The sequence below is a fragment of the Kitasatospora sp. NPDC056531 genome, assembly GCF_042794375.1.
Taxonomy (GTDB): domain Bacteria; phylum Actinomycetota; class Actinomycetes; order Streptomycetales; family Streptomycetaceae; genus Kitasatospora.
In genome coordinates this window covers 86,977-106,096 of record NZ_JBHTTU010000013.1, presented here as the reverse complement: position 1 = coordinate 106,096, position 19,120 = coordinate 86,977, and the positions used below count along the sequence as shown (strand labels likewise).

Below are 19,120 nucleotides of genomic sequence, written 5' to 3'. Positions count from 1 at the left end.
GGGCACCCTCAGCCCGCCGCCCCGTTCACCTTGCGCATCGTCCCGACCGGGTTCCCGGCCGCCGGATCGGCGGAGCTGAACCTGATCGTCCCGTCGGCCTGCAGGGTGAGCGTCTCCGCGTTGGCGCCGCCGGTGCAGGCGCCGGGGATCGAGGCGTGCACCAGCCGGGACTGGAACACCAGCTTGGTGCTGGAGACCGACCTGAGCGTCCAGGCGCCCTCGCAGCTGATCGAGATCAGCCCGGAGAGGGCGTTGCGGCTGCTGGTGCTCTCCTGGCCGATCGCGGCCGGGCGGACGGTGAGCGTGGTGGTGCCGCCGGGCAGGCCCTTGTCGGTGACCATGTCCCCGCTCCAGGTGCCCAGGAAGGCGGCCGGCACCGCGTTCGGCCCGCCCGTCGCGGGCGCCGGGGACGACGCGGAGGCGGACGGCGCCGTCGACGGGGACGCCGACGGGGTGTCCGTCCCGCCCGGCACGAAGGCCCCCGGCGAGGCGATCGCGTCGCTCGGATCGACGGACGGAACCGGCAGCGGCCCCACGGCCGGCACCACCGGGTCGTCGCGGTGCAGCCCCTCGTACAGCCCGTACCCCACGCCCGCGAGCACCGCGGCCGTCAGCACCGCCACTGTCGCGAGCCCGGCCCGCCGCCTCCACCACGGCTTGGCGGGCGTCATGAACGGCCCGAAACCCCCCGGCGGGTAGGAACACGGGGGCAAGGTCGGAGTCGGCACCACCTCGGCCCCGTCCCCGGCCCCGTCCTCGGCCGCCTCCGCTGCGGCCACGGCCGCAGCCGCTTCCGTCGGTTCTCCCTGCTCGTCCTCCAGGTCCAGCAGCTGCACCGCGCCGCGCCCCACCCCCGCCGCCAGCGCCGGCGGCAGGAAGCCCCAGAGCCGGGCGGTGCCCACGCCGTCCGGGTCCAGTCGGGCGGCCAGCTGCTGCGGGGTGGGCCGGGCGGCCGGGTCCTTGGCCAGGCAGTCGAGGACGATCGCCCGCAGCGGCTCGGCCAGTCCGGCGACGTCCGGCTCCTCGTGCAGCACCCGGTAGAGCAGGACGGCAGCGCTGACCCCCTCGCCGAAGGGGTGCACGCCGGTGGCGGCGAAGGCCAGGACGGCGCCCAGCGAGAAGACGTCCCCGGCCGGTCCGACCGGCCGCCCGTTCGCCTGCTCCGGCGACATGAAGCCCGGCGAGCCGACCACATAACCCGATCGGGTGAACCCGCTGGTCGCGTCCAGCGCCCGGGCGATCCCGAAGTCGATCAGCCGCGGCCCGTCCAGGGTCAGCAGTACGTTGGACGGCTTGACGTCGCGGTGCACCAGGCCGAGCCCGTGCACGTGGACGAGCGCCTCGGCGAGCCCGACCCCGAGCGCACGGACGGCCGGCTCGGGCAGCGGCCCGTACTCCTGGACGGCGACGGTGAGCGCGGGGCCCGCCACGTAGCCGGTGGCGACCCAGGGCTGCTCGCCCTCGGTGTCGGCGTCCAGCACGGGCGCCGTCCAGCTGCCGCCGACCCGCCGGGCGGCGGCCACCTCCTGCCGGAACCGGGCGCGGAACTCGGCGTCGTCCGCCAGCTCCGAGCGCACCACCTTGACGGCCACGGTCCGCCCGCCAGCCGTCCGACCGAGGTAGACCCGGCCCATCCCGCCCGAGCCGAGCCGCCGCAGCAGCCGGTAGGCGCCCACCTGGCGCGGGTCGTCCGACCCCAGTGCCCGCATGCCCCGCACGCTCCCCTCGCACTCGCACGCACGGCCCCGGGCGGGTGCCCGGCCGCGTACGCCGCTTCCGGGGCGCCTCCCGCGGGGCCACCCGCCGGACGCGCCTCGGGAGCAGACCGTACCGGGCCGGGCCGACCCCCGGGTGTGCGGCCCGCCTCCCGGGCCCCCTGTCCGCGGGCCCTGTCCGGGGGTCCGTCTCCGGGGCCCGGGGAGCTACTCCCCGACCGGCAGCGCCACCGGCTCCAGCAGCTCCACCGCCACGTCCGGCGTGAAGCCGCTGTCGTGCGCGACCCGCCGGGCGAACTCGGCGACCCCGGCCAACTGCCGCTCGCCGAGCGAGAAGTCCAGCGCCTCGCTGAAGTACCGCTCCAGCACGTCCGGCCCGAAGGCCTCCCAGCGGGCGGCCTGCTCGGCGACCTTGGCGGCCTCCACCAGCGACAGGTCGCGGGACTCCAGGAAGGCCCGGTGGACGGCCGCGGTCAGCTCGGGGCAGCGCTCGGCGAACTCCCGGCGCACCGCCCAGACCGCGAAGACGAACGGCAGGCCGGTCCACTCCTTCCACATCGCGCCCAGGTCGTGGACGGTCAGCCCGAGGTCGGCGGCCTGCCCGAGGTAGGCGCGCAGTGCCGGGTCGCCGATCAGGACGGCGGCGTCGGCCTCGGCCAGCATCGCGCTGAGGTCGGGCGGGCAGCTGAAGTAGTCCGGGCGGACGCCCTCGCGCTCCTCCAGGAGCAGGCGGGCCAGCCGGACGGAGGTGCGGCTGGTGGAGCCGAGGGCGACCCGGCGGCCGTCGAGGTCGGCGAGCGGCACCTTGCTCACGATCAGGCAGGACATCACCGGGCCGTCGCTGCCGACCGCGATGTCGGGCAGGACCAGCAGGTCAGCGGCGTTGCGCAGGTACTCCACGCAGGTGATCGGCCCGATGTCCAGGGATCCCCCGACGAGCTGGTCGCTCAGCTTCTCCGGGGTGTCCTTGGTGAGGTCGAGATCGAGCAGATTGCCGGTCCTGGCGAGACCCCAGTAGAGGGGAACGCAGTTCAGGAACTGAATATGGCCGACCCGCGGCCTGACCGGCGTGTTCTCCTGGGGCTCCCGCGTTTGCGCGTCCGCTGCCACTGCGCCGCTCCCTTGCTGTTCGTGCGCTTCCCCGCAGCGTATGCCCGCTGTTCACGACGGCTCGCACCGGCCACCCGACACGCGCACGCGCGCCCTCAACAGGCCTTCGCACGCCCGCTCGCAGCCCTCACGACACGCCCCGTCCACACCGCAAGCGACCCCTGGTCGTCACAGCGACCGCATGCTAGCGTTGCCCTCAGTTGCAGTTTGATTCCCCTTGCAGTACTTGAAGCCTGCGGAGCATGTAACCGCAGGCTTTTTGTAGTTTTTCAGCAATATCGAAAAACTTCGGACTCGTCCGGAGGCAGGGCGATCAGCGCAGCGGACCGGGTGCCACACGGTGTGGCCCCCGACACGCATCGCAAGGAGAACGGCATGGCTCAGGGAACCGTCAAGTGGTTCAACGCTGAGAAGGGCTTCGGTTTCATCGCCCAGGATGGCGGCGGCCCCGACGTCTTCGTCCACTACTCCGCCATCAACGCGAACGGCTTCCGTTCGCTGGAGGAGAACCAGACGGTCACCTTCGACGTCACCCAGGGCCCGAAGGGTCCGCAGGCGGAGAACGTCACCGCTGTCTGAGCATCCTCTGATGTTCTGATCGCTCGGGACCCCTACGGGTCCGTCGGCGGCTCCCGACAGCCGTCACCATGAGCACAAGAGCAACACCCAAGGGGGCCTGCCCATCGCGGCGGGCCCCCTGCCTTTTCCCCGCGCCCCTCCCCTGCCGGGAGAGCACGGCGAAGGGCCTGCCCCACACCTTCCGGTGCGGGGCAGGCCCTTTTCGTACGACTGCGGTCAGGCCGCGACCGGAGCCTTCGCGCCGGCCTGCGTCAGGGAGGCGGCCGGCGGCGCGTCCTCCCCGTACAGGTCACCGGAGGGGTTGTTGTACGCGTCGGTGTCCAGGATCTTCTCCCGTGCCGCGACCAGCACCGGCACCAGCGCCTGACCGGCGACGTTCGTCGCGGTGCGCATCATGTCCAGGATCGGGTCGATGGCGAGCAGCAGGCCGACGCCCTCCAGCGGCAGGCCCAGGGTGGACAGGGTCAGCGTCAGCATGACGATCGCACCGGTGAGGCCCGCGGTCGCGGCCGAGCCGACCACCGAGACGAAGGCGATCAGGACGTAGTCCTTGATGCCGAGCTCGATGTTGTAGACCTGGGCGACGAAGATCGCGGCGACCGCCGGGTAGACCGCGGCGCAGCCGTCCATCTTGGTGGTGGCGCCGAACGGGACGGCGAAGGAGGCGTACTCGCTGGGGACGCCGAGGCGCTCGGTGACGCGGCGGGTGACCGGCAGGGTGCCGACCGAGGAGCGCGAGACGAAGGCCAGCTGGATCGCGGGCCAGGCACCCTTGAAGAAGTGCAGCGGGTTGAGGCCGGCGGCGAAGCGCAGCAGCAGCGAGTAGACGACGAACAGCACCAGCGCGCAGCCGACGTAGATGTCCAGGGTCAGTGTGGCGAAGGGCTTGAGCAGGTCCCAGCCGTACTTGGCGACGGACTTGCCGATCAGGCCGAGGGTGCCGAGCGGCGAGAGCCGGATGACCCACCACAGGGCCGTCTGGGTCAGCTCCAGCACGGACTCGCTGAGCTTGAGGACCGGCTCCGCCTTGGCGCCGAGCTTGATGATCGCGGCGCCGACCACGACCGCCATGAAGACGATCTGCAGCACGTTCACCTTGGCGAAGGCGTCGACGATGTTGGTCGGGAAGATCCCGGTCAGGAAGTCGATCCAGGTGCCCTTGGAGTCGAGCGCCTTGAGGCCCTCGGTCTTCAGGTTGGTGCCCTGGCCGGGGTTGGTCAGCAGGCCCAGGCCCAGGCCGATGGCGACCGCGATCAGCGAGGTGATCATGAACCAGAGCAGCGTGCGGGTGGCCAGCCGGGCCGCGTTGGTGACGCCCCGCAGGTTGGCGACGCTCACCACGATCGCGGTGAACACCAGCGGCGGGACGGCCAGCTTGAGCAGCTGGACGAAGATCTTGCCGATCGTCTCCAGGGTGGTGGCCAGCCAGGAGATGTCGGCGGCACGGGCCAGGTAGCCGAGGCCGACGCCGAGCACGAGGCCGGCGACGATCTGCACCCAGAACGGTGTCTTGCGGATGCGGGCGAGCACGGACGGCGACGAGGTCGCCTCGGGCGCTGTGGACATGGGGGTGCGACTCCGGGGGAGGGCGTTGCTGACGGTGGGGTGTGGGGCGGAGGAGGCGGCACGGCACGGGGCCGGACGTGAGGAGGTCACGGACCCCGTTCAGGGGCGTGCCGCCGGAATACAGCTCATGGCGCGACAACGGCGCGGGCTGTCCACAGCACCGGTCAGAGCGCACGGGCGGGCGGCGCCGGGCAGCGGGCCCGGGCCGTGCATCCGCAGTGCGTCTGAGGTGGTCACGGCCGACACGTTAGCAGTAAAGGTTTGAGATGTTCAAAGTAGTTGTTTGAGATCGGGCCGAACCTCGACGCACCGCAAGGATGAGATCCGGATACGAACGAGGCTGACACCCCATCAGGCGCACCCTCCGGCCGGATTGACCGAACACAGGTTATACGTATAACTTTGACCTGCCCCCGCCCTCCCCTGCCCTGACCGGAGAAGAACACCGATGGGCTACCTCGCCCTGCTTCGAGCCCCGCACGTCACCCGACTCCTGCTCGGCACCCTGCTCGGCCGCATGCCCGCCGGAATGACCGCCCTGGTGATCGCCCTCGCCCTGCGCGACGCCGGAGTCCCGTACAGCCGGATCGGACTGGCCACCGCCGCCTACGCGATCTCCGCCGCCGTCGGCGGTCCGGTGCTCGGGCGGATCGTGGACCGCACCGGACAGCCCCGCGTCCTGCTCGCCTCCGCCGTGGTGGCCGGCGGCGGGTACGCACTGCTCGCCCTCGACCCCGGCTCCCCGGTCGCCGCGCCCCTCGGCGCCGCCGTAGCCGGCCTCGCCATGCCCCCGCTGGAGCCCTGCCTGCGCTCGCTCTGGCCGGACGTGGTCGAGGAGGAACAGCTCGACACCGCGTACGCCTTCGACTCCGCCTCCCAGCAGATCCTCTACGTGGCCGGACCGCTGGCCGTCGCCGGCATCGCCGGCCTGTTCAGCCCGGTCGCCGCACTCTGGGTCGCCGCCGGACTCGGACTGGCTGGCGCGCTGATCGTCGCCACCGCCGCACCGGCCCGCGCCTGGCGCGCCCCCGCCCGCGAGCAGTCCGCCGGACTGCTCGGACCGCTCCGCTCCCCCGGCCTGGTACTGCTGCTGATCGGTCTGGCCGGCGCCGGCTGGGCGGTCGGCGCGCAGAACGTGCTCTTCATCGCCTACGCCGAACAGCACACCGGCGAACTGCCGGGCGGCGGCGGCACCCTGCTGGCACTGGCCGCCCTCGGCGGCCTGCTCGGCGCGCTCGCCTACGGCGTGATCGACTGGCGCCGGACCACCGCGACCCGCACCTGGATGATGGCCCTCGCGATGGCCGCCTCCTACCTCCCGCTGGTGGCACTGCCCGGCCCGTACCCGATGGCCGCCCTGGCCTTCCTCTCCGGGATCGTGCTCGCCCCGCTGCTCGCGGCCGCCTTCGTCCTGGTCGCCGAACTGGCACCGACCGGCACCGTCACCGAGGCCTTCGCCTGGCTGGTGACCCTCTTCGCCACCGGCAACTCACTCGGCTACGCCGTCTCCGGCCACCTCGCCGAAGACTCCCTCCGCTCCGTGGCCCTCTGCGCGGCCGGCGGCATCGCCCTCGGCGGCCTGCTGCTCTTCGGCGCCCGAGGCTGGTTCCGCACCACCCCGGTCGCCGCACCCCCGCAGCCCGTCCCGGTGGGCTGACCCACCCCACACACGACTGCGCCCGCCGGGGTCTGGCCGGCGGGCGCAGTCTTCCCACCCACTCACCGCGATCAGCTGTGGCGGCCCCGACGGCCCCGGGCGGTGACGGCGGACAGCACGCCGCAGCCGAGGAGCACGACCTCGGCTCAGGAGGACGCGGCGGGCGCCCGGGCGGTCGAGGAACGCAGCACCAGCGAGGTGGCCAGCGGCGCGACCGGCTCCACCCGCTCCCCGCGCAGCAGTCCGGCCAGCGCGGCCGCGCCCACCCGGCCCAGCTCCTCGCCGGGCAGGTCGACGGTGGTCAGCGGCGGGGCGAGCAGTCCGGAGACCGCGACGTTGTCCATGCCGACCACGGACAGGTCGTCCGGCACCCGCAACCCCCGCTCGGCGGCGGCCTGGTAGACCCCGGAGGCGACCACGTCGTCGTCGCAAATCACCGCGCGCGGACGGTCCGCCCGCTCCAGCAGCCCACCGGCCACGCTCCGCGCGGCGGCATACCCCTCGTTCAGGCTCACGCCCAACTCCACGACGTCCAGCCCCAGTTCGCGGACCGCCTGCTCGAAGGCAGCCTGCCGGACCCGGAAGGTGTACGCGGCGTGGGTGGAGCGCAGGTGGCCGATCCGGCGGTGGCCGAGGGCGGCCAGGTGCTCCACCGCCGCGCGCATCCCGCCGGCCACGTCGAGCTCGACGGTCGGGCGCGCCCGGTCGGTGCCGGGGTCGGCGTCCAGGAAGACGGCGGGGGTGTCGGCGGGCAGCTCGCCGAGCTGGCTGTCGTCCGGGGAGCAGATCAGCAGGCCGTCGAAGCGGCCGGCGGTGGCGGCCTCGGCGAGGGTGGCGCTGCCCCAACCGGAGCTGACCACGACCGCCAGGCCGTGCCGGCCGGCCTCGTGGTGGACACCCTCCAGTACCCGACCGAAGAACGGTCCCTGCAGATTGGGCACGGCCAGCATGATCATCCCGCTGCGGCCCAGCCGGAGCTGCCGACCGGCCGCCTGGGGGCGGTAGCCGAGGCTGCGGGCGGCCTCCCGGACCCGCTCCCGGGTGGCCTCGGAGACCCGGCGGCCGGCCTCCGCACCGGAGAAGACCAGCGAGACGGTGGCCTGCGAGACCCCGGCGAGCCGGGCCACGTCCCGCCCGGTGGGCCGGCGCACGGGGGCCGGCCAGGTCCCGCTCCCACTCCCGACGGGCCGATCGGCGCCAGCGGGCCGATCCATCCCGACGGGCCGATCCACCTCGACGGGCCGATCGGCGTCAGCGGACCGGTCAGCGGCGGCGCTGGGATCGGCGGGCACGGCGGACGGCGGTCTCAGGGCCGGGGTCAGTTCTTACCGGCGGCGGCCGCGCGGGCGGCGTCGTCCGCGGCGTCCTCCTCGGCGTTCTGCACGGCGATCCGCTCGGCGGTACGGCTGCGCATCCCGGCGACCTTGGTGGTGATCTGGGAGGACATCTCGTCGCGCTGCTTGCTCAGCAGCACGTAGCTCAGCGGCGCGGAGGCCACCGCGGCCAGCAGGAACAGGAAGACCATCCCGGCCTGCCCGCTGACCGGGATGATCTGGAAGTGCCCGAGCAGCAGGGCCACCAGCAGGCAGCCCAGGAAGATGCTGACCCGCATGGAGGTGTAGCGGAGCGTGGCGTGCGACTTCTGCGGGCCGTTGCTGCTCACTGGGACACATCCTTCTGGGTTCGGGCCGGGGCGGGTCTTCCAGTCAAGCATGCCTGACGGCCGGCACGGGCTGGGCCCCTCCTGCCCGAAGGCGGGAAAGGAGGGCGGGTCCGCCGTCCCCGGCCGTCGCGCCCTGCCCGGCGCCGGGTCAGCGCAGGTCGAGCCACATGGTGATGTCGTCGCGGTCGTCGCCGGGGGCGACCCGGATCGCAGCCGGCACCCGGCCGACCTCGCGGTAGCCGCTGCGGCCGTAGAAGCCCTCCAGTCCCTGGCCGCCGCGCGCGGTCAGCCGCAGCGACTGCAGGCCCCACTCCCGGGCGACCCGCTCGGCCTCGGCGAGCAGCTGGGCACCGTAGCCGAGGCCCTGGAAGTCGGGGTGCACCATGACCCGCTTGAGCATCCGCCAGTGCTCCATCGGCTCGAAGCGCATCGACTCGAAGAACAGCACCCCGACCAGCCGCCCGGTCGCGCTCTCGTGCGCGACCAGCAGCCGGTCGGGGCCCTCCGGGGCGACCCCGGCGAACTGGCGTTCGGCGGTGTCCCAGACCTCATCCTCGGTGACCGGCGCCACGAAGCCGACCGCGCCGCCGGCGTTGCTCACGTCCGCCCACAGCCGCACCACGGCGGTGCGCAGGTCAGGGTCGAGCTTCGGGTCCAGGGTGAAGGTGAGCGCCATGATGCGGAGCCTAGACCTCCACTCGAACACACCCGCGAACGGGCTTCCGCGAACAGGCCCTTACGACAGGGCCGGCACCGCCCGGTCCGTCGGCCGTCCGGTGCGCAGCGCCAGGCAGAGTCCGACCGCGATCGCGCACAGCGCGCCGGCGCCGTACCAGGTGAGGTCGTAGTTCCCGAGCGCGTCGCGGGCCAGGCCGGCCAGCCCGGCGACGACGGCCGCGCCGATCTGGTGGGCGGCGAGCACCCAGCCGAAGACGATCGGGGCGTCCTCGCCGAAGTGCCGGCGGCACAGCGCGACGGTCGGCGGCACGGTGGCCACCCAGTCCAGGCCGTAGAAGACCACGAAGGCGAGGATCGGCGGCTGGAGCGAGCCGGCGAGCAACTGCGGCAGCAGGAGCAGGGACAGGCCGCGCAGCCCGTAGTAGACGGTGAGCAGCAGCCGGGAGTCGACCCGGTCGGTGAGCCAGCCGCTGAACACGGTGCCGGCCACGTCGAACAGGCCGATCAGGGCGAGCAGGCTCGCGGCGGTGGTCACCGGCATGCCGTGGTCGTGCGCGGCCGGGATGAAGTGGGTGCCGACCAGTCCCGCGGTGGTGGCGCCGCAGATCGCGAAGGAGCCGGCCAGCAGCCAGAACGGCCGGGTCCGGGCGGCGTCGCGCAGCACCCGCAGCGAACGGGCCAGCGCGCGGCCGTCGTTGACGGGGGCGGGCGGGGCCTCGGTCGCCCCGTACGGGAGCAGGCCGATGTCGGCGGGCCGCTCGCGCATCAGCAGCAGGACGGGCACGGCGACGGCGCAGGCGGCGAGCGAGACCACGACCACGGCCGCGCGCCAGCCGTGGTGCTCGACCAGCCAGGCGCCGACCGGCAGGAAGACCAGGTTGCCCGCGGCACCGGCGGCGGTGAGCACCCCGGTGACCAGGCCCTGGCGGGCCTGGAACCAGCGGCCGGTGATGGTGGTGGCGAAGGCTCCGGCCATCGAGCCGCTGCCGAGGCCGACCAGCACGCCCCAGCAGAGCACCAGTTGCCAGGGCTGGCGCATCAGCATGGTGAGTCCGGCGCCGACCGAGATGGTCAGCAGGGCGCAGACCACCACCAGGCGCACGCCGAAACGGTCCATCAGGGCGGCGGCGAAGGGGGCGGTGAGGCCGTAGAGGGTGAGGTTGACGGAGGTGGCGCTGGAGATCGTCCCGAGCGACCACCCGAACTCGTTGTGCAGGGCGTCCATCATCAGGCTGGGCGTGGAGCGGAAGCCCGCCGAGCCGAGCAGGACGAGCAGGGCGACGCCGGCCACCACCCAGGCGTAGTGCACCCGGGGGCGCTGGGCGGGGGTGGGCCGGTCGGGATCGGATGCGGCGGCGGGAGTGGGGGCGAGGGCGCTGCGTTCGGTCACGTGGAAGAGTCTCCCGAGCCTCCGGTTCCCGGACGAGTGGCCTGAATGACAGCTTTCGCAAGAATCGGGCCACGGGTCCGGCGTACCCTGACCCGGACCCATCGACCGGCGGAAGGAAACGGCATGGCGCACCTGGTCGCGGTACTGGCCCTGGAGGGCGTGATCGCCTTCGAACTCGGCATCCCCGCCCGGATCTTCGGCAGCGCCAGGGACGGCGAGGGGCGGCCGTGCTACCAGGTCGCCACCTGCACGGTGGACGGCGGGCCGGTCGGCACCAGCACCGACTTCCGGATCGCGGTCGACCACGGCCCCGAACTGCTGGAGCGGGCCGACACGGTGGTGATCCCGGCCTCCGGCGACGCCGGTCCGGACGGCGTCGACGCCGCCCTCACCCCCGAAGTGGCCGCCGCGCTGCGCCGGATCCGGCCCGGCACCCGGCTGATGTCGATCTGCACCGGCTCGTTCCTGCTGGCCGCCGCCGGTCTGCTGGACGGCCGTCCGGCGACCACCCACTGGAGCTACACCGACCGCTTCGCCCGGATGTACCCGCAGGTGAGGCTCGACCCGGACGTGCTCTACACCGACGACGGCGACATCCTCACCTCCGGCGGGGTGGCCGCCGGGGTGGACCTGTGCCTGCACGTGGTGCGCCGCGACCACGGCAGCGCGGTGGCCAACGCGGTGGCCCGGGCCTGCCTGGTCCCGCCGTGGCGCGACGGCGGCCAGAAGCAGTACGTGGAGGCCCCGAGCCCGGTGGAGACCGGCGGGTTCAGCACCACCGCCGTCCGCGCCTGGGCGCTGGAGCACCTGGACGAGCCGCTGCCGCTGCGCCAACTCGCCGACCGGGCGGGCATGAGCGTACGGACCTTCACCCGGCGCTTCCGCGAGGAGACCGGCGCCAGCCCCGGCCAGTGGATCACCACCCAGCGCACCGAGCGGGCCCGCCAGCTGCTGGAGCGCACCGACCTGACGATCGACCAGGTGGCCCGGGAGTCCGGATTCGGCACCGCCGCCTCGCTGCGGTTGCAGCTGCGCGGCCGCCTGGACGTGGCCCCGAGCGCCTACCGGCGCACCTTCCGGACCACCCCGGCCGAGGGCGGACCGGAGGTGCGGCGCGCTTCCTGAGTGACGGCTGGGAGAAGACTGGCGGTTGGCCTGAATTCGCCGCTCCCGGAGGGCGCCACGGACGGCGGCCGACCGCGCGCACCCCCAGCGCAGCGTGGCAGGCCGCCATCCGATCGCGACGCGCGGGCCCTGAACCCGCGCCGCGGCCTCCGCACTCGCCGAGGAAAGGCCCGTGACCGGCGCTCCACAGTCCCCCCTGCTGACGCGATCCCCCTGGACAGCAGCACCGTGGCGGCGGACGGACATCCCCTCGGCGTCCCCTCGCAACGGAGAGCCGCACCCAAGCGTGATCAGTCGGATACGTCACGTCAATGGGTAGTCCGAAATTCGGAATGGTTGCGTCACCTTTCGGCCGGTGATCGGCACCGACCGAGGACCGCACCGAAAGCCGCTATTGCGCCAAAGCCGCCCAGTCCGCGCCCGCCATCGGATCGACCGGGCGGGCGTCCGCGCCGATCTCGCACCAGACCCGCTTGCCCGAGCCGTCGGGGTACCAGCCCCAGCGCTCGCAGAGCAGCTCGACCAGTTCCAGGCCCCGCCCGTTGGTGGCGTCCTCGTCCGCCCCGGCGTGCCGCGGGGCCGGGGCGGCCTGACTCGCGTCGGCCACCTCCACTCGCAGCGGACCGGCCTGCGCCGCGCCGTCGGCCAGCGGCAGACAGAGTCTCAGCACGGCTGGGCAGCCGGTGTGCACCACGGCGTTGGTCACCAGCTCCGAGACCACCAGCACCACCGTCTCGGCGATCGGCTCGTCCGGGTCCACGCCGTGGTTCAGCAGCCGCGAGCGCACCCACCGACGGGCCCGGCCGACCTCGGCGGGGTCCGCCTGCACCGCAAGCTGTACCTGAAGAACCTGCACCGCTCCACCACCCGCACTCGCAGTTCGGCCATCGTCCCGATCGGGCCGGATCGGCCGGCGGCCCTCGCACGTCGCCCGGTGCCACCCGAGGCTCAGCCGGGCGCTCGCCGACCCGTCCGCCCGGCGCCGACTCGTCCGCGCCAACTCGTCGGTCGCGCAACGGCCGCGACACGAATACGCCTCAGGATGGGTGGGCGGGCGGACCACAGCAAGCGCTTCGGGCATATTCCGGCGATCGGGGGACAGGGCAGTGCATACTGTCCCGTTCACTCTCGCGAGCCTCGCACCGGCACTCGTCCGACCCGGGCCGACCTGCCGGTCCTACAGGCGGGAACCTACCGCCGGACACCCCTCGCACCCCGCCCGCCACTCGCGAACCACCCGTGCGACATATGTCCAGCTGATCTCGAACAGCGCCGTCGACGGACCGTCCCACGAGCGGACCGTCCAACCATGTGACGATCCACCGGACGCCCGCGCCGCCCGCACCCGTCCACGAGGACGCCGATCCGCCGGGCGGGGCCCGTACTTGCCGGATTCCCTCCCGCCGCGGACCGGCCACGGGATACCGTTGGGTAACACCAGCGAACCGGGCAGGAAGGTGGTTCCCGATGGCCACCCCGGACCGGACTCCGCGCTGGGACGAGCAGTTGCAGCGGCGCCTCGCCCGCGGCGAGGAGACCGCGCTCGGCGAACTCTACGACCAGCTCGCGCCGATGGTGCACGGCCTGGCCGGGCGGATACTCGCCGACGAGGCGGCCGCCGCCCAGCTCACCCGGGAGATGTTCGCCCACGTCTGGGAACACCCCGAGGACTTCGACCCCGCCCAGGGCTCGCTGCGTTCCTGGCTCGGCGCGCTCACCCACCGCCACGCGGTCGAGCGGCTGCGGGCGCGGCGCGCCGCCGAGTGGACCAGGGGCGGCGGCTCCGGCGCGACCGAGGAGGAGATCCGCGCCGTGGCCACCGCCGCGCGCGTGCAGTACGTGGTCGACTCCCTGCCGCAACCCCTGCGTGAGACCATCGCGGTGACGTACTACGACGGCCGCACCTACCGGGAGACGGCCCGGATGCTCGGCATCAGCGAGCAGGCCGCCAAGCAGCGGATGCGGCTCGGCCTGGAACTGCTGGCCACCGAACTGGCCGACGAGCGCGCCCGCCAGGACGAGGACGGGAACAGGTGAAGATCTCCGAGGAGCAGCACGACGCCCTGCGTTCGCTGCTCGGCGCCTGGGCCCTCGCTGCCTGCCCGCCGCGCGAGGCCGCCGAGTTGGAGCAGCACCTGCGCGACTGCCCGGAGTGCGCCCGGGAGGCGGCCCGGCTGCGCGACGCGGCCGGCTGGCTCGCCCTGGACGAGCCGCTGGACCAGCCCGGCTCGCTGCGCCAGCAGGTGCTGGACTGGTGCCTGGCCCGCCGCCCGGCCGAACTGCCAGTCCCCGCCTGGGGCATGCCGTACACCGCGGAGACCGCCAAGCTCGACGCGCTGCTGCGCGACCTCGGCCCGCAGGAGTGGCAGGAGGTGGCCGAACTGCCGTGGCACGGCGGCACCGAGCGGCTGCGCCCGGCCGAGGTGCTGGGCCGGCTGACCGCCGTGGACGGCGTGCTGGCGCTCGCGCTCGGCCTGCCCGACCCGGTGCCGGCCACCGCGGGTGCGCCCGCACCCGTCCCGTCCGCCGAGCGGCGGGTGCCGCCGCAGGAGACGGCCGTCCCGGCGCCGCTGGTCCCGCCACAGGGCGGCCCGTACGCCGCGCTCACCGCGCGCAGCGCGCGGCTGGTCGCCGACCAGTCCGGCCTGCCGCCGCAGTCGGTTCGCTCCAGGTGGCGGCGGCAGACCCACGACCTGGTCCGCAGTGCCGCGCTCGCCCCGCAGGGCGGCGCCCCGGTCGACCTCGGCTTCGCGGTACTGCCGCTGCGCGACGCCTTCGTGGACCGCGCCCTGGAGTGCTACGTGCACGGCGAGGACGTGGCCCGCGCGGTCGCCTACCCGTACGACCCGCCGGCCCCGCAGCACCTGCGGCAGATGGTGGAGCTGGTGGTCCGGCTGCTCCCCCGGGCGCTGGCCGGGCTGCGCGCGGCGCGCCCCGAGCACGCCGGGGCGCCGGGTGCGTCGGGTGCGTCGGGTGCGCCGGCCGGGAGCCCGACGACCGACGGCGCCGTGGGCGGCCGACGGCTGCGGCTGGTGGTGGACGGTCCGGCGGCCGGCGAGTGGCTGGTGCCGCTGGACGGTCCGGAGGCGGGGCCGCCCGGCGGGGAGCCGGTGGCCTCGATGGTGCTGGACGGGCTGGAGCTGTGCCAGTTGGCCGCCGCGCACCGCGATCCGGACCGGCTGCCGGTGGGCGAGCACGGCGACCGGGCCGCGGTGCGCGAGGTGCTGCACGCGCTGCCGCTGCTCTCGCGCCCGTAGCCGGGATACGGCCGCAGCCGGGACTACGCGAAGACGACCGTACGGGCGCCGTCCAGCAGCACCCGGTGCTCGCTGTGCCACTTGACCGCGCGGGCCAGCGCCTGGCACTCGACGTCCCGGCCGAGCGCGACCAGCTGGTCCGGGCTGACGTCGTGGGTGACCCGGGCCACCTCCTGCTCGATGATCGGGCCCTCGTCGAGGTCGGCGGTGACGTAGTGCGCGGTGGCGCCGATCAGCTTCACGCCGCGGGCGTGCGCCTGGTGGTACGGCTTGGCGCCCTTGAAGCTCGGCAGGAAGGAGTGGTGGATGTTGATCACCCGGCCGGACAGCTCGGTGCACAGCTGGTCGGAGAGCACCTGCATGTAGCGGGCCAGCACGACCAGTTCGACCTCCTCCTTGGCGACCAGGTCCAGCAGCTGCCGCTCGGCCTCCGCCTTGGTGTCCCTGGTGACCGGGATGTGGTGGAACGGGATGCCGTAGCTCTCGGTCAGGTCCCGCAGGTCGGTGTGGTTGGAGACCACCGCGGCGATCTCCACCGGCAGCGCGCCGATCCGGGTGCGGTACAGCAGGTCGTTCAGGCAGTGCCCGAACTTGCTGACCATCAGGATGATCCGCATCCGCTGCTCGGTCGGGTGGATCTGCCAGTCCATCGCGAAGGAGGCGCCGATCGCGGCGAAGCTGGCCCGCAGCTTGTCGGCGGTGACCGGCTCGGGGGCGGAGAAGTGCACCCGCATGAAGAACAGGCCGCTGTCCGCGTCCCCGAACTGCTGGCTGTCGACGATGTTGCAGCCGGTCATGAAGAGGTAGCTGGAGACAGCGTGGACGATGCCCTGCTTGTCGGGGCAGGACAGCGTGAGGACGTACTGGGCGCTGGCCGGCTGCTGTTCCACTGGGGGTATCCCGTCCTGATGTCGTACGTGGGTGGACGGTCCAGCGTGTCACATCCTGGACAGTCGCCGCCCCGCTGCCCGTACTGCGGGACGGCACTGCCCGACGGACGGCCTCAGACCTGGGTGAGGATGCGCAGCACGTCCAGCGACTTGGGCGCCGCGTCCGGGTCGTCCCCGTCACCGACGGCCAGCGCGACGTGCGCCTCCCGGGCGGCCCGGACGGCCTCCGCCCAGCCGGGGTGGCCGAGGTAGGCGGAGGCCGGGGCGTCCGCGCCGACCTCGTGCAGCATCTGCACCGCGCGCAGCACCGCGACGTCGACCAGGGCGGCCTCGGTGGAGTCGCGGAACATCGTGCCCACGTACTTCTCGGCCGACCAGCGGTCCAGCCAGGTGTCCTCGACCAGCCGGTAGACGGCGTCGGTCACGTCCCCGTACCCCTCGCGGCCGGCCAGCCAGGTCTCCTGCTGGAAGCCGGGGTCGGACAGCATGTGCAGCGCCGAGCGCAGTCGCGCTCGCCAGCGCCACCAGGGCAGGTCGTTGAGGGGCATGCCGCCCATCGTGCTGGAGCGGTGGCCCGGACGAGAAGGGTTTCGGGCAGACCTGTGCGAAGAATCTGTGCTGGCGGACATGGTGAACGATCGTACGTTCCCCCTCTGTTCGTGCTCCACTCGCGATCTACACGCGTACCCCTTCGGATTTCACCTTCCGTTTGCCGAACGTTCGCATTTCGGCCCTCTCGGCTTGTGGCTCCGGGGCTTGGCTGGTTCCGGTGCGCCGGATGGCGCCCAGAGAGGGAAGACCGATGACCAGCCGAAGGGACTCCTTCCGGGCCCGTCCCCCGATCGCCCGACGCCGCCGTCGGCGCCCGATCGCCGCCGCGGCGACCGCCGCGGTGCTGCTCCCCACCCTCTTCTCGGCCTCCGCGTGCGGCGGATCGGCCGACGCCTCCAGCAGCGCCGACGAGCTGACCGTGATGACCTGGGCCCCGTCCGACACCGGCTCGGCGGACCGCCCCGGCATGACCGCGCTCGCCGAGGCGATCGGCCAGGACATCAACATCAAGGGCGGGTTAAACGGCCACCGGCTGCACGTGATCACCTGCAACGAGCACAACCGGGCGGACGGCGCCAAGGCCTGCGCCCAGCAGGCGGTGGACGCCAAGGCGGTCGCCGTGCTCGGCTCCTACAGCCAGTGGGGCGACGCCTTCATGCCGGTGCTGGAGCGCGCCGGCATCCCGCTGATCGGCGGGTACGGCCTCTCCCAGCCCGAGTTCTCCAGCCCACTGTCCTACCCGGTGGACGGCGGGATGCCCGCGCTGATCGCCGGCAGCGGCCGCCAGCTGGTCGAGGCCGGCTGCAAGACCGTCTCACTGGTCCGCCCGGACACCCCGGCCGGCGACAACCTGCTCGGCTACCTGGGCAACGCGCTCAAGCCAGCCGGGATCAAGCTGCTGGACGTCAAGACGCCCGAGCAGTCCTCGGACTACACCCAGTGGGTCCGCAAGGCGATCGGCAAGGACGACCCGGGCAACTGCATCACCAGCGCCCTGGCCGCCGAGCCGACCGGCAACCTGCTGGACTCCTACCGGCGGCAGAATCCGAAGTACACCCGGATCGCCTCGGTGATCGGCAGCGTCCAGCAGTCGGTGGTCGACTCCACCGGCGGCGACTCCGGCCCGCTGTCCGGCGCGTTCGTCACCAGCTGGTACCCGCCGGAGTCGGCCAAGATCTGGGACGGGCTGCGCGGGGTGGTGCGCTCCGACACCACCGGCGGGCGGACCATCGACGTCTCCGACCCCGGCGTGCAGACCACCTGGGTCGCCTACGAGGTGTTCCGGTCGGTGTCCGAGAAGCTGTCGGCGGCCGGCAAGCCGGTCACCGCGAAGTCGATCGCCGCGCTGCTGGACGGCGGCGAGGGCATCGACGTGGGCCTCACCCCGCCGCTGAACTGGGGCACCACCAACATGCTGCCCAGCACCGAGTCGCCGCGGCTGGTGAACACCTGGGTCACCTACCAGGTGGTCAAGAGCGGCCGGATGACCCTGCAGCAGCCGGGCTTCGTCGACGTCCGCTGGGTGCTCACCGGGGGCCGCCCCCCGGCCTGACCCGCGAACCCGTCGAACGGGCGGGCCCGGCTGTCTACTCGCCCGCTCGCCTCCGGGGGGAGGCGTGGCTCGGGGCGTGACTCGCCCGCTCGCCTCCGGGCGCTCCGGCGCCGACGCCCTCCGGCCCGGGGCGGGCCGCCGCTACAGGTCGCCGTCGCCCCGGCTGGGCAGCCCGGTCTGGGTGGCGATCGTGTTCCACAGGGTCGAGGCCTGCTTCTTCGCGGTGGTCGCCGTGCCGCTGGCCTGGACGGCGTTCTTGTAGTGCTGGTTGCCGGTGTCCGGCTTCTTCGGGTCGCAGGAGGACTGGGCGTCCGTCGCCCAGGCCGCGTACTCGTCGTCGGCCTGGGCCGAGGCCGTCCAGGCGGCGTTGAGCTGGTCGACCAGCTGCTGGCCGCCGGGAAGCTTGTCGGTCTTCAGCTGGCCGAGCTTGGTCTGCAGCTCGCGCCGCTTGCCGGCCGCGGCGGCCAGGGCCTGCTGCGACTCCGGGAGCTTGTCGCACTTCTGCACCGAGGCGACTGCGGAGACCACCGAGCTGCGGCTGTCGCTCGCCGTGCCCAGCAGGTCCGACAGCGGCTGCGCCTGGGCCTTGACGTCCGGGTCGACCGCCGCGCCGGAGCCGCTCGCGCTCGCCGTGCCGGGCGCGGTGCTGCTGCCGGTGGCGGCGACCGGGGTGGTCTTCTGGGCGCCCTTGGTGTCGTCCCCGCCGCCGCTCATCAGCACGGCGACCAGCACGCCGGCCGCCGCGCAGCCCGCCACCACACCGCCGATGATCAGCTTGCCGGACGGGCGGCCGCCGCGGGCGGATCCGCCGCCCCGGGTGGCGTCCGGGTCCGGCCCGTAGTTGTCCTGGCCGTAGTTGTCCTGGCCGTAGTTGTCCTGGCCGTAGTTGTCCTGGCCGTAGGCCTCCTGGCCGTAGCCCTGCGCGGGATACACCGGCTGCTGCGGCTGCGGCGCGTAGCCCTGGTAACCGGGCGCGGCCTGCGGCGGGACGCCGTAACCGGGCTGCTGCGCCGGGTAGCCGCCCTGCGGGTCGCCCGCCGGGTACGGCGGCAGGTGCTGGGTCTCCGGGGCCTCGGGCTGCGGGCTGCCGTAACCCGACTGGGGGGCGTAACCCGGCTGCGGCGCGGCGCCCCACGGGGGCTGCTGGGCCGGCACGGCCTGGGTCGGCATGGCGTGGGCGCCCTCGCCGAGGTACTCCGGCTGCCCGGACGGCTGCCCGACCGGCGGCACGGCCGTGGGGCCCTGCGGATGGCCCGGCTGGCCCTGGGGCTGGCCGGGCTCCGGGCGGAACAGATCGTCCAGGTTGAAGTCACCCGAGTTGGGGTACGACCGGCGCTGGCTCAACGCGATTCCTCACCTGGGCCGGACCGCGCGTTGACGGCGGAC

At 73.6% G+C, this 19,120-nt stretch carries 17 protein-coding genes; 6 read left to right on the top strand and 11 right to left on the bottom strand.

The window, feature by feature from the left end; genetic code table 11:
- Nucleotides 1–8 precede the first annotated feature (8 nt).
- Nucleotides 9–1,709, bottom strand: coding sequence for a serine/threonine-protein kinase (locus ACFQ87_RS15355; protein WP_380611237.1), 1,701 nt, complete (start codon nucleotides 1,707–1,709; stop codon nucleotides 9–11).
- 213 nt (nucleotides 1,710–1,922) lie between these two features.
- Nucleotides 1,923–2,825 (bottom strand): menaquinone biosynthetic enzyme MqnA/MqnD family protein, encoded by a 903-nt coding sequence (locus tag ACFQ87_RS15350; RefSeq protein WP_380611236.1) that lies wholly within the window; start codon nucleotides 2,823–2,825, stop codon nucleotides 1,923–1,925.
- 375 nt (nucleotides 2,826–3,200) lie between these two features.
- Here ACFQ87_RS15350 and ACFQ87_RS15345 point away from each other — a divergent pair, with 375 nt between their 5' ends.
- Nucleotides 3,201–3,404, top strand: a complete 204-nt coding sequence (locus ACFQ87_RS15345) for a cold-shock protein (protein ID WP_188301247.1) — start codon at nucleotides 3,201–3,203, stop codon at nucleotides 3,402–3,404.
- A 216-nt stretch (nucleotides 3,405–3,620) separates the two neighbouring features.
- Here the strand turns inward: ACFQ87_RS15345 and ACFQ87_RS15340 are convergent, their stop codons facing one another.
- Nucleotides 3,621–4,970 (bottom strand): dicarboxylate/amino acid:cation symporter, encoded by a 1,350-nt coding sequence (locus ACFQ87_RS15340; RefSeq protein ID WP_380611235.1) that lies wholly within the window; start codon nucleotides 4,968–4,970, stop codon nucleotides 3,621–3,623.
- Nucleotides 4,971–5,418: 448 nt separating this feature from the next.
- On the opposite strand from ACFQ87_RS15340, the gene ACFQ87_RS15335 reads away from it, so the two are divergent.
- Nucleotides 5,419–6,627, top strand: a complete 1,209-nt coding sequence (locus ACFQ87_RS15335; RefSeq protein ID WP_380611233.1) for an MFS transporter — start codon at nucleotides 5,419–5,421, stop codon at nucleotides 6,625–6,627.
- A 146-nt stretch (nucleotides 6,628–6,773) separates the two neighbouring features.
- Here the strand turns inward: ACFQ87_RS15335 and ACFQ87_RS15330 are convergent, their stop codons facing one another.
- From ACFQ87_RS15330 to ACFQ87_RS15315, 4 genes are all read right to left on the bottom strand, one after another.
- Complete coding sequence (locus ACFQ87_RS15330; RefSeq protein WP_380611231.1) at nucleotides 6,774–7,778, bottom strand: LacI family DNA-binding transcriptional regulator; 1,005 nt, start codon at nucleotides 7,776–7,778, stop codon at nucleotides 6,774–6,776.
- 167 nt (nucleotides 7,779–7,945) lie between these two features.
- Nucleotides 7,946–8,290 (bottom strand): DUF4229 domain-containing protein, encoded by a 345-nt coding sequence (locus ACFQ87_RS15325; protein WP_380611230.1) that lies wholly within the window; start codon nucleotides 8,288–8,290, stop codon nucleotides 7,946–7,948.
- 148 nt (nucleotides 8,291–8,438) lie between these two features.
- Nucleotides 8,439–8,966 carry a GNAT family N-acetyltransferase gene (locus tag ACFQ87_RS15320; RefSeq protein ID WP_380611229.1) on the bottom strand — a complete coding sequence of 176 codons (528 nt, stop codon included), beginning with the start codon at nucleotides 8,964–8,966 and terminating at the stop codon, nucleotides 8,439–8,441.
- 60 nt (nucleotides 8,967–9,026) lie between these two features.
- Nucleotides 9,027–10,358: an MFS transporter gene (locus ACFQ87_RS15315; RefSeq protein ID WP_380611228.1), complete on the bottom strand. Its 1,332-nt coding sequence runs from the start codon at nucleotides 10,356–10,358 to the stop codon at nucleotides 9,027–9,029.
- Between the two features lie 123 nt (nucleotides 10,359–10,481).
- Between ACFQ87_RS15315 and ACFQ87_RS15310 the strand changes: the two genes are divergently transcribed.
- Nucleotides 10,482–11,483, top strand: coding sequence for a GlxA family transcriptional regulator (locus ACFQ87_RS15310; RefSeq protein WP_380611227.1), 1,002 nt, complete (start codon nucleotides 10,482–10,484; stop codon nucleotides 11,481–11,483).
- 391 nt (nucleotides 11,484–11,874) lie between these two features.
- On the opposite strand, the gene ACFQ87_RS15305 is transcribed toward ACFQ87_RS15310, so the two are convergent.
- Nucleotides 11,875–12,339, bottom strand: coding sequence for an ATP-binding protein (locus ACFQ87_RS15305; protein WP_380611226.1), 465 nt, complete (start codon nucleotides 12,337–12,339; stop codon nucleotides 11,875–11,877).
- Nucleotides 12,340–12,950: 611 nt separating this feature from the next.
- Here ACFQ87_RS15305 and ACFQ87_RS15300 point away from each other — a divergent pair.
- On the top strand, nucleotides 12,951–13,520 hold the full coding sequence (locus ACFQ87_RS15300; RefSeq protein WP_380611225.1) for a sigma-70 family RNA polymerase sigma factor: 570 nt from the start codon (nucleotides 12,951–12,953) through the stop codon (nucleotides 13,518–13,520).
- Entirely contained in the window at nucleotides 13,517–14,740 is a 1,224-nt protein-coding gene (locus tag ACFQ87_RS15295) for a zf-HC2 domain-containing protein (RefSeq protein WP_380611224.1), read from the top strand. Before ACFQ87_RS15300 ends, ACFQ87_RS15295 begins: the two co-directional genes overlap by 4 nt.
- Before the next feature lie 23 nt (nucleotides 14,741–14,763).
- Here the strand turns inward: ACFQ87_RS15295 and purU are convergent, their stop codons facing one another.
- Both purU and ACFQ87_RS15285 read right to left on the bottom strand, forming a co-directional pair.
- On the bottom strand, nucleotides 14,764–15,630 hold the full coding sequence (purU, locus tag ACFQ87_RS15290) for a formyltetrahydrofolate deformylase (RefSeq protein ID WP_380611223.1): 867 nt from the start codon (nucleotides 15,628–15,630) through the stop codon (nucleotides 14,764–14,766).
- Nucleotides 15,631–15,743: 113 nt separating this feature from the next.
- A complete protein-coding gene (locus ACFQ87_RS15285) occupies nucleotides 15,744–16,259 on the bottom strand; it encodes a hypothetical protein (RefSeq protein WP_380611222.1) in 516 nt (171 codons plus the stop codon).
- A 173-nt stretch (nucleotides 16,260–16,432) separates the two neighbouring features.
- Between ACFQ87_RS15285 and ACFQ87_RS15280 the strand changes: the two genes are divergently transcribed.
- A complete protein-coding gene (locus tag ACFQ87_RS15280) occupies nucleotides 16,433–17,734 on the top strand; it encodes an ABC transporter substrate-binding protein (protein WP_380611221.1) in 1,302 nt (433 codons plus the stop codon).
- Between the two features lie 141 nt (nucleotides 17,735–17,875).
- Here the strand turns inward: ACFQ87_RS15280 and ACFQ87_RS15275 are convergent, their stop codons facing one another.
- Entirely contained in the window at nucleotides 17,876–19,078 is a 1,203-nt protein-coding gene (locus tag ACFQ87_RS15275; RefSeq protein ID WP_380611219.1) for a hypothetical protein, read from the bottom strand.
- Nucleotides 19,079–19,120 lie beyond the last annotated feature (42 nt).

Bases quoted from the DNA above. Each gene is read 5' to 3' on its own strand.
- ACFQ87_RS15355 (WP_380611237.1), bottom strand. From the start codon at position 1,709: ATGCGGGCACTGGGGTCGGACGACCCGCGCCAGGTGGGCGCCTACCGG.
- ACFQ87_RS15345 (WP_188301247.1), top strand. From the start codon at position 3,201: ATGGCTCAGGGAACCGTCAAGTGGTTCAACGCTGAGAAGGGCTTCGGT.
- ACFQ87_RS15340 (WP_380611235.1), bottom strand. From the start codon at position 4,970: ATGTCCACAGCGCCCGAGGCGACCTCGTCGCCGTCCGTGCTCGCCCGC.
- ACFQ87_RS15335 (WP_380611233.1), top strand. From the start codon at position 5,419: ATGGGCTACCTCGCCCTGCTTCGAGCCCCGCACGTCACCCGACTCCTG.
- ACFQ87_RS15320 (WP_380611229.1), bottom strand. From the start codon at position 8,966: ATGGCGCTCACCTTCACCCTGGACCCGAAGCTCGACCCTGACCTGCGC.
- ACFQ87_RS15310 (WP_380611227.1), top strand. From the start codon at position 10,482: ATGGCGCACCTGGTCGCGGTACTGGCCCTGGAGGGCGTGATCGCCTTC.
- ACFQ87_RS15300 (WP_380611225.1), top strand. From the start codon at position 12,951: ATGGCCACCCCGGACCGGACTCCGCGCTGGGACGAGCAGTTGCAGCGG.
- ACFQ87_RS15285 (WP_380611222.1), bottom strand. From the start codon at position 16,259: ATGTCCGCCAGCACAGATTCTTCGCACAGGTCTGCCCGAAACCCTTCT.
- ACFQ87_RS15280 (WP_380611221.1), top strand. From the start codon at position 16,433: ATGACCAGCCGAAGGGACTCCTTCCGGGCCCGTCCCCCGATCGCCCGA.